The sequence below is a fragment of the Paenibacillus mendelii genome (assembly GCF_024498075.1).
Classification (GTDB): domain Bacteria; phylum Bacillota; class Bacilli; order Paenibacillales; family Paenibacillaceae; genus Paenibacillus_Z; species Paenibacillus_Z mendelii.
Genome location: NZ_JANHOF010000036.1, coordinates 1 through 17,521 on the forward strand (window position 1 = coordinate 1; position 17,521 = coordinate 17,521).

Sequence of the window (17,521 nt, forward strand, 5' to 3'; positions counted from 1 at the left end):
TTCAAACGTAATTGGCTTCCCGAGCTCGACTCCGCGGTAGTCTTGTGCTCGAGCCACATGTTTGAACTTTGCGATGTCTACACCGACAATTAAAGTAGAAGAAGTAATTTGATTAATGCGTTCATTTTGAGTAGAATTCATTTTGTAGTCTCCTTGGTTTGTTTTTGGATCCGGTAGCTGGCCAGCATCTGGGACCCATCAACATCATACCAAGGAGTCATTTTGTTTCTCAAATCTCGTATTTCTTTATAATAGGAATGCTGCCCTTTCGTATTATGAGCTAAGATCTGGTATAAGCTATATAACAAAAAAGCCAGAATGCATTCAATGCATTCTGGCTTACCTTATATGAGGATTAACGCAGGTTTAGCACCTGTACATCAGGATTCACATCGGCCTCGTAGTCAACGTCTTGGGTCTCGAAGCCGAACAGCTGGAAGAATTCACGACGGTAGCCGTCAAGGTCGGAGATAACGTGAATATTATCGGTAGTCATCATATCCCAAATCCGGTTGACCTCGTCTTGCACATCCTCTCGCAGCTCCCAGTCATCAATCCGGATGCGTCCCTTCTCGTCAACTGGTGTTTCACCGCCATTATACAGACGGTCGGAAAACAACCGGTACATCTGCTCAATGCTTCCTTCGTGCAGGCCTTTTTCCTTCATCACCTTGTAGAGAGCGGAGATGTACAGCGGCACCACCGGAATGGCGGAGCTGGACTGGGTGACAAGCGCCTTGCTGACGGTCACATATGCCTGTCCATGAATGGTACTCAGCTTGTCGGTCAAGCTGTCAGCGGTCGCTTCCAGATCGTCCTTCGCACGGCCGATGGAGCCTTGCCGGTAGATGGCCTGGGTAATGTTCGAGCCGATGTAGGAGAAAGCGACCGTTTTGACCCCTTCAGCCAGAACACCGGCATCCTGCAGCCGGGTCATCCATTGTTCCCAATCGTCGCCGCCCATTACAGTGACAGTATGCTTGATCTCCTCTTCGGTAGCTGGCTCAATCGTAATGCTCGTAACTTCACCGGTGTGGAAGTTGACGGTTTTGTTGGTATAGGGCAGGCCGATCGGCTTCAGAACGGAGTTTACTACTTCACCTGTGCTGGGATCATTACGGCGCGCGGAAGCGACACTATAGACGACCAGATCCACCTGACCCAGCTCCTGACGGATGACGTTGATGACATGGTCCTTGGTCTCGTCGACGAAGGCGTCACCGGTTACGCTGTAGGATTTCAGGCCGAGCTTCTGGGCTGCCTCTTCGAACGCGGCAGAGTTGTACCAGCCGGCCGAAGCTGTACGCTTCTCGTTGCCACCGCTTGTCCGGTATACGCCGATCGTGTTTGCGCCTGCACCGAAAGCTGCTGCAATCCGGGCGGACAAGCCGTATCCCGTGGAAGCGCCAATTACAAGCACGTTCTGTGGGCCTCGAATGGCAGGCTTGCCTTTTATGTAATTGATCTGTTCCTCGACTTGACGTGCACACCCTACCGGATGGGAGGTCGTGCAGATGAAGCCGCGTGTTCTAGGTTTAATTATCATGTATAATGCGCCTCTCTGTTTCGTATTTCATTTTTCCATTTGGTTTAGATGTCGTGAGTGCTGCTGAGCCGTATTATATTATAACAATTAATTGCATTAGGGAATACCTCTCCCTTAATCCCAGCCTATCTAAACTCCAATTCAGTTATCCCCCAACAATGAACGATCCCATACATAATAGCACATATTGAAAGTATCTTGCCCGTTCGTATTATGAGGTTGGCCAGTTTTTACGGGTTGATCTCTTTGGTGCTTAAGGGGTTAAGTAACGGTAGCCGGGGTCGAACGTACCTGCCCGTGGGACCTTGATCCCGTGCGCTAAACTGTTCACTCGATGTTCGAAATCCTTCTTCCATATTATAAATCATAATACTCGAAACAATATTCTCAAGCAGCGCAGGATGAATCAACTCAATCTATTATCTGAGTATATTCTCCCTCTCCAGTACTACAAAAAAGATCCACCCTCACATGAGTGGACCATCTTCATCGATTATCATGGCTTATTCAGATCGCTTAAACAGGTCTATTGATCTGCAGCTGCCGATGCTGCTTACGCTTACCATCCGAGCGCCTTTTCCCCGCGTCGAGCGCGGCGATAATCCCCACCGTATCATAGACGCTGCCGCCCCATGTGCCGCCGCTAACCGATTGCAGCGCTCCACAAGCGGGTATCTTCCGGAAGTGCAGGGTCGGTGACTAAATCCGGGTGAGGATCACGGACCGCCAGAATAGCCGCGCCTTCCGCGGCAGAGAAGCGTTCTTCGCCCTTGCCGATGAAGTTAATGGACCCCTCCAGCCTGTTGAGGTCAATAATAATCTCGATGATATCGCCATCGAGCAGCTTGCCGATCGGACAGGTCCGATATGCCCTATGCACGCATCTGTGGAATACCGGTAAACCGTGCATCGGTAGTTATGGAAACTTCCCATTCTCCAGATCCTTCCTCAAGCTCAGAGCAAAAAATCTTTACAATTCCAATCCTAATGCCGTGCGATATTCACTTGCAAGCCGTTCGAGTTTGATCAGGCTTTCTTTCATTCCACCGCTGCGATTTCGGCTTAACCAGACATGTTCATAATCACTCATTATGCTATTTATATCATGAAGCATATCCGTAAGCTCTTGCTTACGTTCGACTTCAGTGAAGGAAGCATATTTAAACTGACCGAGCCGGGCTCCATGCAGAATTAGCGCTATGGCATTCTTGTACTCGGCCCTTATAAGCTCAGCATCGTCGCATAGCAGATCGGTCTGCTCCAACACGCCGAGTAAACGTCTAACGTAGTTGTCCACTCTCTCGTATTCCTCGATTTCAATCGGAGGCAATTGCAGCCTATCCAGGTCATGATTCGTGTCCGAAAGCTGATGGTAATACAGCGTCCGGTAAATGCTGCTGCCATCAAAGAAAGACTCTTTCTCTTCCAAATAATAATTGCCAAGCTCCAATGCGAACTTTCCCATCTTATGATTACGGTCAAGAAATACAAAGCGGTCGAGATAGCCGGCAATATCCGCGTTAGCATTCTGATCGACGTCCCAGCTTACCGCCGCACCATAGAAGAATCCGGGATAACTGATGGGAAGGTGATGCCAGTGATTTGGAGAACCCCAATCCGTATTCAGAAAGCCGATCGCTCCGAATTTCTTTCCTATGGTTGCGGCATGGAGTAAATTGGCCTTCATATTGTCCGTGAGCCCGGCAATCGAATTCCAACTTGATGTACCGGGGCAGACGTAATAAGGAATTCCGCTATTCATTAACCTTTCGCAATGAGCCGGATTAGGCATATCAGCTTCATAGCCCCACTCCAGCGCAATAGCGTCCTTAGGCAGTGCTGGGACAAGCTCAGGATAAGCGGAGGTAATTTCCGCCCAATACATCATTTTCTTCCCTTTTTGTCGAACCAGTTCATGCAATTTCAACAAATAATCGAGGTAGACGGTACCTTGGCCTCGCTCTTCGCAAGCTTGCTTACTTTTGCCTTGACCCAACTCGAAGGTCTCATCGCAGCCAACATTAAAATAAGACGAAGAAAACGCAGGCAGCAGGTCGTCGTAGGTTTGTTCAAGAAACGCCATCACTTTCGGATCCAACGGATTTAACGTCGTCGGATGATACCATCCCCATGGCGCCAAACAGCCTTTCGGACATTCGGACAGCTCATTGAATTCCTCACGAATTAACCATGGTGTCATATGCCCGAAGCTGTTCTGATTCGGAACGAGGTCGATAAATCTGGTCTTGCAGTACTGGTCCAGCAGCTTGATCTCTTCGGGAGTAATCGGGGTCCGATCGCGCCACACCTCCGGATAAGAGGGGTAGGCATAGGGAAATCCTTCGATGTAAAGCTGCAGTTGATTAAGCTTAACATCAGCCATCAAATCAACGATCCTGTATAGCGTCTCAAGTGTAGGGATTCTGTCTCTGCTAATATCAAGCATGATTCCTCGTGCACCGAAATCCGGATAATCCATGATCTGAAGGAAAGGCAGCCCAGTCTCCTTCTCGCATTGCCTTAAAATCTGCTTTAATGTGCTGACAGCATGGAAAGCTCCCGCTGCGTCTTTGTACCCAATAGAAATTCCTGTGCGGCTTATTTCCATCGTGTATCCCTCTGACGGCAGGTCTTCCTTCTCTTCAAAGCATAACTGACTGCTGCCTGATAAGCTTCCGCAACGAATGGGGAAATTGCCACCCGTGAATTCTTGAATGATCCGCTGCGCTCTTTCAACAACACCGAGCAAATCATTACTAACTTGGCTTGGTGTGCAAATGGATCCATCTCCAACGATTGAATACAAGCCAGGTGAATACTGAATTTGTCTCGGATTCGGAACCAACAAAACTAATCTCTCAGTCATTGGCAATCCCTCTTATCTCTTGTAGTTTCACGTAACAAATATATTAATGCCTTAATCTATGCAAAACGTTTTTGTAATTCGATTTTGGAACAACTATACGATAGATAGGAAACGCTGTCAACAAAATATTGTCAACAATGATGACGTAAAAGGAAGTGATTATTTTGCTGAATAAGCTGAAAACTATCGTCATCAAGTCAACATGCATAGGCAGTATATAACATGTCTACTGGTTAGAGGTTGAGACGACCTTAACGCGGCAATCGTTGGTATGGGGGGGTTCGTATGCGCTCTTATTTTTTCTATTTCCGCCAAAAAGTTGAACAATCTGCCTTATCCAAAATATTAAACTCGATCATTTTCTCAAGTAATGAGAAATCAACCGGACTATCCAACCGGATACGTACCAACTCCTTGGTGTGATCATAGTCAGCCTGCACAATGTCATCCGTACAATGATTAATCCCTGCCCTTTCAGGGGCAACAGCCAAATGATGTTTGGCTACGCTAAAGCACAATAATAAATGTGCCGTGCTCGTTAAACATAGGCGATTCCACACCATTTTTGGCATTAAATTTGGAAATTTCTTTGATACCCAGACCAAAACTTCTTCCGTTCGGGCCCAATGCTGCGGGTTATCATATGCGCTAAGTATTCTGCAAAAGCTTCCATGTTGTTCCCTCCTCAAATGAAAACATTTTTTTGGAGGTCATCAGCTAAATAATTCGAAGATATATGATTAGACATTCATATATTCGTCTATGAATATAAGTTCTTGTCCATTTCGGCTAATGATGTAAGTTCTTGTACCGGGCTCTGACGTTCTAACACTCACAGATTGTTCGTTGTACCGCTTTTTTGTCCGTTCAAAAAAAGGCACCGAACAAATAGAGGTTCCCCCCTAATACGTCCAGTGCTTCCGTCACGGTCCTTACCTATTGGTTTATTTCAATTTCAGAGCAATAAATTGTCAGAAACGAGTTTATGCTAAAAAACCCGCACGAAAGAGCACCAGGGTCATTGAAGTGTAATGAACGAGCTATTGTATGGAAGCATGGCCAGCCATCGCCTAAGGGATCGTGACCGACCGTAGCTATTCAAGAAAGCTCTCCGTTTAGAAGCTTAAATAAAGCTTGTGTGCCGCTATCCGCTTCTCCTTTATCTTCAAGCTCATCATATAAGGATTTAGCCAAAGCGAGACCGGGGGTGAGGATTCCCATTTCTTTGGCAGCATCAAGCGCAATCCTCATATCTTTAATAAAGTGTTTCACGTAGAATCCGGGCTTGAAGTCTCCGCTCATCATCCGCGGGGCCAGATTACTGAGCGACCAGCTCCCAGCCGCTCCTGTTTCAATGCTTTTCAATACGGTTTCCGGATGAAGTCCGGCTCTTTTGGCGTATACCATCGCTTCACAGACACCAATCATATTCGATGCGATAGCAATTTGGTTGCACATCTTGGTATGCTGACCGGAACCTGCACCTCCCTGTAAAATAATATTTTTGCCGATAACAGAAAATACAGGAAGCATAGCTTCGAATGCATCTTCATCAGTGCCTACCATAATGGCCAATCTAGCCTCTCTTGCCCCAATATCGCCTCCGGAAACGGGTGCATCAAGCGCATAGATTCCTTTTTCTTTCGCTTCCGCATAAATTCTCCGTGCTAACGACGGCGTAGATGTCGTCATATCGATGACATAGGAACCCTCTTGAGCATGAGCCAGAATTCCATTTTGCCCCAAATACACGTCTTCTACATCCTTCGGATATCCAACCATCGTTATGATTACATTTGCCCTGGACGCAACCTGAGCTGCAGTATCCATCCAAACTGCGCCAAGTGCCATCAACTCTTCAGCCCGGCTTTTGGTCCGATTATAGACGATAACGGAGTATCCCGCCTTAATGAAATGACCCGCCATGCTGTTACCCATGACGCCTGTTCCGATAAACCCGATAATATGTTCTCGATTCACCGTCATTTGCTCGCTCCTGTACGTTTATTTATCAAACAACTCCGGTTGATGCTCTTTCAGCCATGTTCGCAAAGGCACATCGGCGTCCGTCGGACTATAATGACCGTTGCAGTTCACACTGGCACCGAGCATCTGCCGTCGAATCGGATCGCTGCTTTCCCAGAGATGCTGTACGGTCATATCGTCCTTCGTGCGAATCCACCGATAGCCATAGCCATAAAACAAAACTTTACGCGTGATGTCCGACCAGTTCGGCGATGCTGCATGCCATAGACGTCTGTCGAAGAAAACTGCCGTACCAGGCTTGACGCAAACCGGGATTGCTCCCTCAGGCTGGCCTTTGCCATTCTTCGATATTTCAAGGTTGTCTTTCAAGTGACTTCCAGGTATAATCCAAAAATTACCACGGCCCGGCTCTGAAATGTCGGACAAGAAATAAGCGACTTTTAGTGATAAGCGCGGTCGTGGATGGGATTCCATTTCCATATTCACACGCCCGCTGTCCTGATGCCAGCCGAACGTTTTGTCGTTCTTCTCCTGCCCCGATGGCGGCGTCGCAATCATATGCGCGTGGTACAAGTAAATATTCCAGCCGAGAATGCCCCAAACCTTCGGAAGAATCTTCTCATAATCGACTAGATCTAGAAAAGAATGATGATCGGGAATGAAATTTGGATAAAACAAAGCCGTTTTCAAGTCATGTCCTTCCTGAATCTTACTCGCGTAAATGCGATCGAATGGCGCAGTCAGTAACTCGACCTGATCTGGTGACAATGCGTTTTCCATAATCAGATAGCCTTTCTCGTTAAACGTCCTGCGCTCTTCTTCCGTCAAAGCGTACTGCAAGCATGATGGATTCACCCAAATCCCCCTCCTGATGATTGGTTTTAAGCCTGACTTAATCATAATGGGTCTCGGGGGCGGTTTCGAGTAACGATCTATTTTTCTTTTGTACGATTCAACGATTTTTATGTTAGCGTTAACAAGAATCGGGTCAATCTGTCCTTCCCTTCAAAAAAGCGGTGGGGGAACAACCCGTAATCTTCTTGAAAACCCGGTTGAAATAGGCTTGATCGCAAAACCCGGTTTCTTCCGCAACCTCCCTGATCGGCATCATTTTATCAATCATCAGCTCTTTCGCCTTGGAAACCCGTACATGATGGAGATAATCGATCGGCGATAATCCTGTCACGGACTTGAATAGATGAGAGATATGGTTTGGCGTCCTTCCTGTAAATTGGGTTAGATCATTCAACGAGACCGACTCCTTGTAATGATCCAAAATATATTTTTTAATATCTTCAGCCATATCGATTTTTTTGGCCGGCAGTTTCCACTTGTCCCGTTCGTAATTAATGATGCCCAGCAATTCCAATAGAATGGCATAACAGGTAGTTTCCGTATAAGGCCCTCTCATGAGCCAGTGATGCTTAAGCAGCAAAAACCGCTGCTTGAAATATTCAAACCCGCTTACTGACGTCATACAGTACTGATTCTCAGTAAGGACGGGCAGCAGCATCCGATCTATATCGTCGATCGTGAAATGCGTAGCATAACGCTGATGGCCTTCAATCGAACTCCCCCCACGGATGGAACCGGCCGGAACAAAGAGAACGTCCCCTTTTTGTAACAAGACGGTCTCATCGTTTATCCAATAGATAATTTTTCCTTTCGTCACGACGATCATAATGTTATATTGCGTTTTGACCTTCCCCATTTCCCATTTCCCATTGAAATCCTTCACATAACAGGTATGCATCTTGATCAACGTGAATTACCTCCCGCATGATTGGCGCAAGTTCCCTCCGTGGAGCACTTTGTCAAAGTCATCGAGCTGTTCAACGTTTCTCACGCCCGCTCTTTCTCTCTATAATAAAGCACAAACTGAATTCTTACACGACTGCTTACTGCCACCATAAAAAAAGCCCCTATTTAGGAATAGAGGTGCCGTGTGGCTCTCCATTATTCCGGCATAGCACAGTCAAAAACAGCCACAAGAGATTTATTGAGGGCTGGAAGTCGCTCATGAAACGGCACTGCGGTGCATAACTGCCCGTACGTATGCGAAAGGCTGCCAATTCTGCTGGCAGCCCTGGTTGAGCATAAGTAAGTTTAAACCTTTATCAGCTTCTCCCTGTCTTGCTAAGAAATTACGAATCCCATATGATTAAAGTGGATTTGATGCATTACATCAAGTATTTTCCCGTGATCGACTGTTCTGCATGGATGATCTGCTGAGGTGTGCCCTCGAACACCACCTGGCCGCCCTTGCTGCCTCCGTCCGGTCCCATATCGATGATCCAATCCGCTTGGCTGATCACATCGAGGTTGTGCTCGATGACGATCACCGTATTGCCGGCATCCACGAGGCGGTTCATGATCCCCAGAAGTTGACCGATATCCGACATATGCAGGCCGGTCGTCGGCTCGTCCATCACGTAGATGCTTCCCTTCTTATGCAGCTCGCTTGCCAGCTTGATGCGCTGGCATTCCCCGCCAGAGAGCGTGCTGAGCGGCTGGCCGAGTGTAATATAGTTCAGCCCCACATCGCTCATCGCCTGGAGCTTGCGCACAACCTCTTTTAGCTGGAAAAAATCCAAGGCCTGCTCTACAGTCATCTCCAGCACTTCTGCAATTGATTTACCGTTCAGCTTGTAAGCGAGCACCTCTTCCTTGAATCGTCTACCTCCGCATACCTCGCATGGCAGCTTCACACTCTCGAGGAATGCAAGGTCTGTATACACAACACCCAGCCCTTGACAGTTCTCGCAAGCCCCCTTGGAGTTGAAGCTGAACAAGCCTTGATTGACCTTGTTCGCGGAAGCAAACGCCTTGCGCACATCATCCATAATGCCCGTGTAGGTCGCGGGATTCGAGCGTGTTGACACGCCTATCGCCGATTGATCGATGACGATAGCATCCTGATGCTGGCTGAGGAATACATCGTTAATCAGCGTACTCTTACCCGAGCCTGCGACACCCGTAACGACGGTCAGTACTCCGGTTGGTATATCTACGCTCACGTTCCGCAGGTTATGTAGTAGGGCGTTCTTGATGGACAGTTTGCCGGATAGCTGTCTGCAATCGTGCTTCAGCTGGAGCGGCCGCTTCATATGGTCACCTGTCAACGTACCTGCCTCCAACAGGCCTTGGAAGCTTCCTTCATAGACGATAGTACCGCCGCGGCTGCCGGCGTGAGGCCCGACGTCGACGATATGATCGGCCACCTTGATCACATCGGGATCATGCTCGACAACAATTACGGTATTGCCCTTGTCGCGCAGCTTCTGAAGCAATTCATTTAACCGGTGTACATCACGGGGGTGCAAGCCAACGCTGGGCTCATCGAAAATGTAAGTGACATCCACCAGACTTCCGCTCAGGTGCTTCACCATCTTGACGCGCTGCGACTCGCCGCCGGACAATGTATCCGTCTCACGGTCCAGCGTCAAATAGTCAAGACCGATATCCACCAGATGCTGCAGCCGCTCCGTTAGCGACTTGACGATCGGCCCGGCTACGGGATCGTCAATTTCCCGAACGACGCGGATGAGCTGTCCGACCTCCATGGAGGACATCTCCGCAATGTTGAGTCCATTGATCCTGCAGCTGAGCGCGGCCTGACTGAGTCTCGCGCCGCGGCAGCTGGAGCAGGGACCTTCGGAAATATACGGCGCAACCGTTTTTTGTGTGCGCTCGGATTTCGTCTTTACATCCTGCTTGATGTATTTGTTCGTGAACTTCTCAATAACGCCTTCCACTGTAATATTCGTTGCCTTACCGGCGAAATCCATCTTCACTTTCCTTGCCTTGGCGTACAGCAGATGCTCCAGTTCCTCATCCGAATAATCGCTCAGCTTCTTATCGAGATCGAAGTCCCCCGACTGTACGATCATATTCCATTCCCAGCCGTTCACCGAATAGTCCGGCAGCATAATCGCCCCTTCATTGAGTGACTTTGACATGTCCACCGCCTTGCTCATGTCTACGCCCAGCCTGCGGCCGATTCCGTTGCACTCGGGACACATGCCTTGCGGATCGTTAAATGAGAACATGTGCGCTTGTCCAACATAGGGCTGCCCCACTCGGGAGAAGAGAAGACGGAATATCGGAGAGATATCGGTAATCGTGCCCATCGTGGAATGGGAACCTCCGCCCAGCCGCTTCTGATCCACAATAACAGCCATGCTCAGATTCTCGATCGCGTCCGTATCCGGCTGCGGAACGCGGGGCAGGAAATTGCGCACGAACATGCTGAAGTTCTCATTCAGCAATCGCGTGGATTCTGCGGCGATCGTATCGAAGACGATCGATGACTTGCCGGAACCGGATACCCCGGTGAAGATCGTGATCTTCCGCTTGGGAATGAGCAAGGATACGTTCTTGAGATTGTTCTCCCTCGCACCCGAGATTACAATATGTTCCTGATTAGATTCGCTCATGCTTAACTTCCTTCCGATAGAAATAAATTCTGCTTATATTTACATAATACCATTCATCTTGCATAGAAAGTCGGGCAGAACTTGTCAGATTGCTCGAATTAACATAAACCGGCTGCATGTCGTTTGCAGCCGGTTTATGTTGATTCGGGTCAAGCAAGGTTCATCTATCGTACCCAATAATTTAGCATTGGGTAAGGAGATGTTTTCGTATCGAATACGGTTATTGTTCCAACACCGTTTCAAACTTGCCGAACCATTCACTCCAGCCATACTTGGCGCCTTCGAGTCCATAAGCATTTGAGAATCCGGTTTGTTCGAGATGAAGGTTAACCTTTCCGTCCCCTAAATCCTGCAGCGTCCAGGTGACCGTGTGCTTCTCGTCTCCGGTAGCCCAAGAATAAGACAACCGGTTTGGTGCTTCCACGATAAGCACTTCGCCGTCAACGATTCCATCCCAATATTCGGACGGCTGATGGCGAAACTGAAAATGCTGTCCAACGACAGGCTTAAAATCATTTTCCGTAATCCACTTGGCTAACTTGCTTGAATCGGTTAAGGCGGACCAAGCCTTCTCGATCGATGTCGTGTACTGAAAATCCAAGGATAATGTTAAACTCATTCTTCTTCCTCCTCTAATAGTTGGTTCAAGCGCAACATATTCATACTCCAGAACTTGCTGTAGAAAGACAACCAATCTTGAACTTCTCTGAGTGGAGAGGCGTTGAGCCTAAATCGCGTTTCTCTGCCGACTTTTCGGTCAAGTACCAGTCCGGCCTCTTTGAGAATTGTCAAATGCTTGGATACCGCTGTACGGCCCATTTGAAACTGTGTCGTTAATTCATGAAGCGGCATCTCCTCTGCCTCTGCTAACAGCTGAATCAAACGGCGTCTAGTTGGATCTGCAATCGCGTCAAACACATCCCGCAACGGGTTGTTCTCACTCACAACAATCTCTCCTAAATATTACAACCAAGGGACAGCCGTTAATGTCGCCACCTCCTCATAATTGTTTCAAATGAATCTTATTCAGATTACAAACGTTCCAAATACGTCCTCTTAATTGGACACCATTTAGTGACACTTTGATTATAGGACACCGCTTGGTGTCGTGTCAACAACCCGATCGAGGAATACGAAAGTTTTTGGCAAAATATTCGGAGGAAGCTACTCATCGTTGAGTGGTTCATTAAACCTTATTGTTTCTCACCAACAACAAGCTCTAATGGTATCCATGGATCATTGTCTTGGGTTATGAATTGCTGTTCTGTTCCGAAATACGTCCCTGGAAAAAGTAATACCTGGATTGAAGCAGTCAGCCATTGCCAGGCTAGAAGGATCTGCCGCGATCCCTCGCCTGGACACTACTGCGCGTTGCCCTGGCGATCGACCTGGATCTGAAACTAGTAAAACGTGAGGACACACTGGGACCTCTCGGCGGGAACGATCAAGAACTATTGCGCGGAAGGCCGCGTAAAAACCATGAAAATTGAAAATCGATGGATCATATACAAGAACCAGCCCAACCCTCACCAACCGAATCATCCGAAGAACTGTCGCGAGAAGACGATCGTTTGAACATACGTTCGCGAACAGCGTAAAAAACCCGGTTCCTTGGGGATCCGGGTTAATTGTTAGTTTCTCTATGTCTTTTTAGATGATCAGGTATACGGAGTTACGTTGTCGTAACCAGGCGGCTTATAGGCCCCGGGTGAAGCGTTGCTACATTTGGATCGCCATCAGTCGGTTTCCATCCGGGTCTTCGAAAATAACGATGTTGTTTTCTAGCACTTCATTATGTATTACGATACCGTTTTCTTTCATAAACTGTAGCGTTTTCCGAATATCGTCTGTTTTGAAAAACATCATAGGCTGGGGGCCTGGCGCCGCTCCATGGTTTGAATCCAGCAAAATCTCAGTTCCCTCGAGATGCAGCGTATAAACCGTAGACAAGCGCTCCTCTAAGTAATCATCGTTGAAAGGCAGATCAAGCACACGGCTATACCATTCCACTGCTCTTTTCATGTCTGAAACATGGATAAAAATCGACCCTATTCTTTTTTCAAGCCCGCTTCCCTCCTGTGTAGTCATGGTTCGAGCTTGATTATTCAAACGTTCCATGGTTATACCCTCCTTGTGGCCATTTATAACTTTAAGTGCTTTGGGGATAGCAGTAGGTTTGTATCCATCAGAGTTTTGGTTCTTCTTAGCAAATGGACCCATATTGGATTCCTCCTGTTCATTCGTAATTATAACGTGGTAACGATACCTTCGTTGTGTCTTTTTTTATCAACTTTATACCCTTGCTTTGTTGTGCCGTTACAAATCCAAAAAGGCCTGGCATATATTGCAGCCAGAACTGGAATTAATTATTTACTAAAGCCAAAATGAGCTTCGATTTGTTTGATGGTATCCATCGGACTGGTTCCATGGGCTTCGCGTCTAAACCATTTGAATACGCTCTTACCTCTATTTATAATACTGAGCTTGTGCACTCCACAATTCATAATATTTTCCTTCACTATCCTCCAGTAACTCTTCATGATTGCCAAACTGTACAATTTCTCCATTATGAAATACAGCAATATGATCGCAAAACCTGCAAGATGAAAGTCTGTGTGATACAAACACAGCTGCTTTATCTCCAATGATTTCGTTGAATTTTGAATATATTTCATATTCAGCGACGGGATCAAGCGCTGCCGTTGGTTCATCAAATATCATGATAGGAGCATCCTTATATAACGCACGGGCTATCGCCATTTTTTGTTCTTCACCGCCTGAAAGATCCCTTCCATCCAGTTCAACATTCTTATAGATTGATTGTTTTAACTTTAAAGGAAGATTACGCACCTTATTGCCAATACCCGCAACGTCAAGGGAATGCCATACTTTCTCATCCTCATAATCCCTGGAAGCGGATACATTTTCCCCGATCGGAAAAGCAAAGAGTTTAAAATCCTGAAAGACAACGGAAAACAAGTTTGTGTACGCATTATAATCAAGTTCGTTAATATCCTTTCCGTTTAAAGTGATAGATCCCCTGTCCGGCTGATTTAATCCACAAAGTAATTTAATCAGGGTTGTCTTTCCTGAGCCATTCGTACCTACAATCGCAATACGGCTCTTCGATGAAATCTTCATTGATAAATTATGAATGGCATATGTTTCACAGGAAGGATATCGGAAACTAACCTCATGAAATTCCAGCTCCCATCCATCATTTCGTTGTTCTGGTAATTCCTTTCCATCATGCTGCCTGGAGGGGGTATCGATGTACTCAAAAAACATGTTCAGATAGTTATTATTACTTTTGATTTGTGTTAACGAAACAGACAAATCGCTTACGGATGAAACCAGCCTAATGATAGAGGCATAGCTTGTGATGACGCTACCCAAACTAATAGAGCCAGCAAGTGCTCTTAGCCCCACAAAGACATAAGCAAAGCCACCTATAAAAACAGCGATTACAGCATTGGCACCAAAGTATCGTTGCATAAGACTGTATCTGCCATTGACAATGTTCATCCAAGGCAGACGTCCTTTGGAAAGTACTTCATTAATAATGAGTTTTCTCTGATCAAAGATATGAATATCTTTTGCCGCTTGATCGTCCTCCATATAATGATAATGGTAATAGTCGAGATATCTATTCGTTGAAGCGTTTTGAAATAAACCAAATTCTTTCTTACTTGCCGTTTTAGAATTTCTTACTGTGATTGCAATACATACAATGATTACGGCCATTAATAGTAGGAAAAATAGAATCGGATTATGAATTACACTTGAACCAGCAGCCGATGATTTGGATGCCGTAATTGATTTTTGGATGATTATTACCGCTATAATTACCGAAACTGCATTTTCAAAAATCTTAGTCAATAATCCAACTACTGATGTTATTCCACCATTCACCATAAACATGGTTCCGATAATTCTTGCATGCAATTCCATATACTTTGGATCCTCTAACATTGTAAAATCCATTGAGAGTCTGACCTGATTAAGATAATTTTTCACTCTCACCTCAAACATTGCACTTAATACATTTATTCTTTTTGAAAATAGTTCTGCTGTGATTGATATCATCAATGTACCGCCCGCAGCTGCAAATGCATAGATCATTAGTAATTCAAAATCCTTATTTCCAACGAGTTCATCAATAATTAATGCTGACATAAAAATCGCAATGTATGGAATGAATGCATCGATAATAGCCTTTGTAATACTGAATCCTAACAATCCTGGAGACAATTCTCGAATAATTCCGCATGCACGTTTGATCATTCGTAAATCTGTCATTGTCTTATGCATATTCCTTGTCATATTGCTTTCTCCTCAATGTAATCCTTATAATACTGACTCTGAACATCAAACATCGCCTTATACTTTCCTCCACGAGCCAATAATTCGTCATGTGTCCCCGTTTCGATGATTTTGCCGTGCTCAACAAAAATAATTCTGTCGCAAAACCGTGTTGAAGAAAGCCGATGGGATATGTAGATTGCAGTCTTATTGTTCGTCAGCTCACTATATCTTAGATACATCTGATTTTCAGCAATCGGATCAAGTGCAGCAGTCGGTTCATCAAGGATGATCAGTGGCGCATCTTTATAAAGAGCTCGAGCCAACATCAATTTCTGCAGTTCGCCTCCTGACAAATTAACACCATCATCGACAACGGAAGGAACCAGCTGGGTCGAATAACGCTTTGGCAAACGATCCATTTTCTCTTTTAAATTGGCCAGTTCAACACATTTTTCTAATTTTTCTGTATCGATATCACTTTCATCCTTGAATGTGATATTCTGAGCAATGCTCATGGGAAGTACACATACATTTTGGAATGCCGCTGTAATCAGAGAATAATACGCCTCCCTGTTAAAACGCCTTATATCCATTCCGTTCATAAGAACCCGCCCAGAAACAGGCTCTAGAAGTCCACAGATAAGCTTAATCAGTGTCGTTTTCCCCGCACCATTAACACCTACAATAGCTAGTCGTTCGCCTTTACTGATTGTAAGGTTTATATCATCAACAATGGTTTGATCACTTCCTTCATAATGAAAGCGGACATTCTCAAGAACAATTTCAACTGGCTCATTTAACGCTGGTATTTGTTCACCTTCACTTCTCATTAATTTATCTTTCGTATCCATTAAATTGCGATAGTCATCCACTTTACAACTTGCATTGGATAACCCATTAATTGTTCTAACTATTTGGTGTAGCCAAAGTCCAAATCCTGATATAGCTCCAAAATAAAGCGTAAATTCACCAACTGTCATATCGGTATGGAGCATCTTCCAAATCAGATAGATATACCCGCCGCCATTTCTTATAAAAATCAAAAAGGCCTCAAATAATCGTTGTAATAGATGTTTCGTCTCAACTTGCTTCTCTAACGTATTTTTTTCATTCATAAACGATTTCGCAGCATGATTGATCCAACTTTTCATATCATACAGACGTATATCTTTTGCAATAGAACTGTTATTCGTACTGTCAAATACATAATAAAGCTTACGATCAATTGTAGCGCGCTTATCCTTTATGCTGTGTTCCCATTTCTGTATGTTTAGAGAGATCAATCCATCGATGCCATAACTGATCAATAGCAAAAGTATAATAATCGGATTAAGAAAAGCAATTACAGCACAGAAAGAAAGTAAACCAAGGACACTTCTCACCAATTCAACAAGTTTTGGGTAGAATGAAGCCATATTAACATTAACATTTCTGCTTAATGAGTCATGAGCTTTCTCAATCAATATTTTGCCTTTTGGGGATGTGAATATGGAATAATCCATATCGAGTATTTTCCAGTCTTTCTTGATGTAAAAATGAACATTCCATATTCTTACTGCGTTTTTCAAAACTCCTTGCTCTGAATAATAACTAATATACTTTAGCAGCATTAATGCAACCGTTAACAAACCGATTTGAGTTAGAAAAACATGTACCGGAATGGATTGACTAATAGCATCCAATACAACTTTCGGAAGCCATATTCCCATTAACGCTACTGCTAGATCCGAAAGAATCCGTATAAACGGAATTACAGTTGCCTTCTTTTCAAAAACCCATTGCTCATGAAGCATAAATTTAAGATTATTTAACAATCCATGGGTATTTTTTTCATTTTTCATATGTGATCTCCCTTCTAAAAGTTTGAGTTTGCTCCAAACAAAATAGAAACCTCTTTTAATGAAAGAACGGGGATTCTACATCCTTTAGAGGTATATTTCTGAGCCCTGTTAGCGCCGCGGACGCTAAAACAAACATACAAGGTAATCCAAAAAAACAATAGACTTATGTTGAAATTTTTAATACACTATTATGTATCGATGTCTTTTTTATGTTTGTTCATCTAATAAACCGACACTTAGAATGTGTCGGTTTTTTATTGAACAAATCTTGCCCGTGAATTGAGAAAACGGCAGCCATTTGACCGGCTGCCGTTCTTCGTGTTTCATTGAGTTCAAGCCACTATTCTTCAGTCCAGGTTATGGTAAGCTAATAAAAACCGACTTACCCTTTCACTTAATACAACAAGGAGCAGCTGCCGCGTGAACTGCACCCCGTCAAGTAGACAGTATAAATAATAAAAATTAATTAAGCGGCCTTGGTCCTGAATTCCATCGGACTGAGGCCGTTTAATTTCGCTTGTAATCGTTCGAAATTATAAAA

12 protein-coding genes and 2 pseudogenes are annotated in these 17,521 nt (G+C 45.0%); all 14 read right to left on the bottom strand.

Annotated elements, in window-relative coordinates:
* A pseudogene (locus NNL21_RS35400) lies at positions 1–141 on the bottom strand (IS110 family transposase); the annotation flags it as partial.
* Between the two features lie 214 nt (positions 142–355).
* The gene (gene fabV / locus NNL21_RS35405; RefSeq protein WP_204821748.1) at positions 356–1,546 is read right to left on the bottom strand and encodes an enoyl-ACP reductase FabV; all 1,191 of its coding nucleotides are present in this window, start codon (positions 1,544–1,546) and stop codon (positions 356–358) included.
* 516 nt (positions 1,547–2,062) lie between these two features.
* Positions 2,063–2,472: pseudogene (locus NNL21_RS36950) on the bottom strand (YjhG/YagF family D-xylonate dehydratase); the annotation flags it as partial.
* Between the two features lie 44 nt (positions 2,473–2,516).
* Entirely contained in the window at positions 2,517–4,412 is a 1,896-nt protein-coding gene (locus tag NNL21_RS35415; RefSeq protein WP_204821750.1) for a beta-N-acetylhexosaminidase, read from the bottom strand.
* Between the two features lie 302 nt (positions 4,413–4,714).
* Positions 4,715–4,984, bottom strand: coding sequence for a DUF1801 domain-containing protein (locus NNL21_RS35420; RefSeq protein WP_373567641.1), 270 nt, complete (start codon positions 4,982–4,984; stop codon positions 4,715–4,717).
* Between the two features lie 526 nt (positions 4,985–5,510).
* Positions 5,511–6,398 (bottom strand): NAD(P)-dependent oxidoreductase, encoded by an 888-nt coding sequence (locus NNL21_RS35425; protein ID WP_204821751.1) that lies wholly within the window; start codon positions 6,396–6,398, stop codon positions 5,511–5,513.
* An 18-nt stretch (positions 6,399–6,416) separates the two neighbouring features.
* Positions 6,417–7,253 (bottom strand): phytanoyl-CoA dioxygenase family protein, encoded by an 837-nt coding sequence (locus tag NNL21_RS35430; RefSeq protein WP_204821752.1) that lies wholly within the window; start codon positions 7,251–7,253, stop codon positions 6,417–6,419.
* Between the two features lie 133 nt (positions 7,254–7,386).
* A complete protein-coding gene (locus tag NNL21_RS35435) occupies positions 7,387–8,151 on the bottom strand; it encodes a helix-turn-helix domain-containing protein (RefSeq protein ID WP_256555703.1) in 765 nt (254 codons plus the stop codon).
* Positions 8,152–8,578: 427 nt separating this feature from the next.
* Positions 8,579–10,834, bottom strand: a complete 2,256-nt coding sequence (locus NNL21_RS35440; RefSeq protein WP_204821754.1) for an ATP-binding cassette domain-containing protein — start codon at positions 10,832–10,834, stop codon at positions 8,579–8,581.
* Positions 10,835–11,054: 220 nt separating this feature from the next.
* Entirely contained in the window at positions 11,055–11,453 is a 399-nt protein-coding gene (locus NNL21_RS35445; protein WP_204821755.1) for an SRPBCC family protein, read from the bottom strand.
* Positions 11,450–11,779 carry an ArsR/SmtB family transcription factor gene (locus tag NNL21_RS35450; protein WP_204821756.1) on the bottom strand — a complete coding sequence of 110 codons (330 nt, stop codon included), beginning with the start codon at positions 11,777–11,779 and terminating at the stop codon, positions 11,450–11,452. Before NNL21_RS35450 ends, NNL21_RS35445 begins: the two co-directional genes overlap by 4 nt.
* A 774-nt stretch (positions 11,780–12,553) precedes the next feature.
* The gene (locus NNL21_RS35455; protein WP_204821757.1) at positions 12,554–13,054 is read right to left on the bottom strand and encodes a VOC family protein; all 501 of its coding nucleotides are present in this window, start codon (positions 13,052–13,054) and stop codon (positions 12,554–12,556) included.
* Positions 13,055–13,300: 246 nt separating this feature from the next.
* Positions 13,301–15,157, bottom strand: a complete 1,857-nt coding sequence (locus NNL21_RS35460) for an ABC transporter ATP-binding protein (protein WP_204821758.1) — start codon at positions 15,155–15,157, stop codon at positions 13,301–13,303.
* Positions 15,154–16,980: an ABC transporter ATP-binding protein gene (locus tag NNL21_RS35465; protein WP_204821759.1), complete on the bottom strand. Its 1,827-nt coding sequence runs from the start codon at positions 16,978–16,980 to the stop codon at positions 15,154–15,156. The genes NNL21_RS35460 and NNL21_RS35465 overlap by 4 nt, the downstream gene beginning before the upstream one ends.
* Positions 16,981–17,521: the final 541 nt, after the last annotated feature.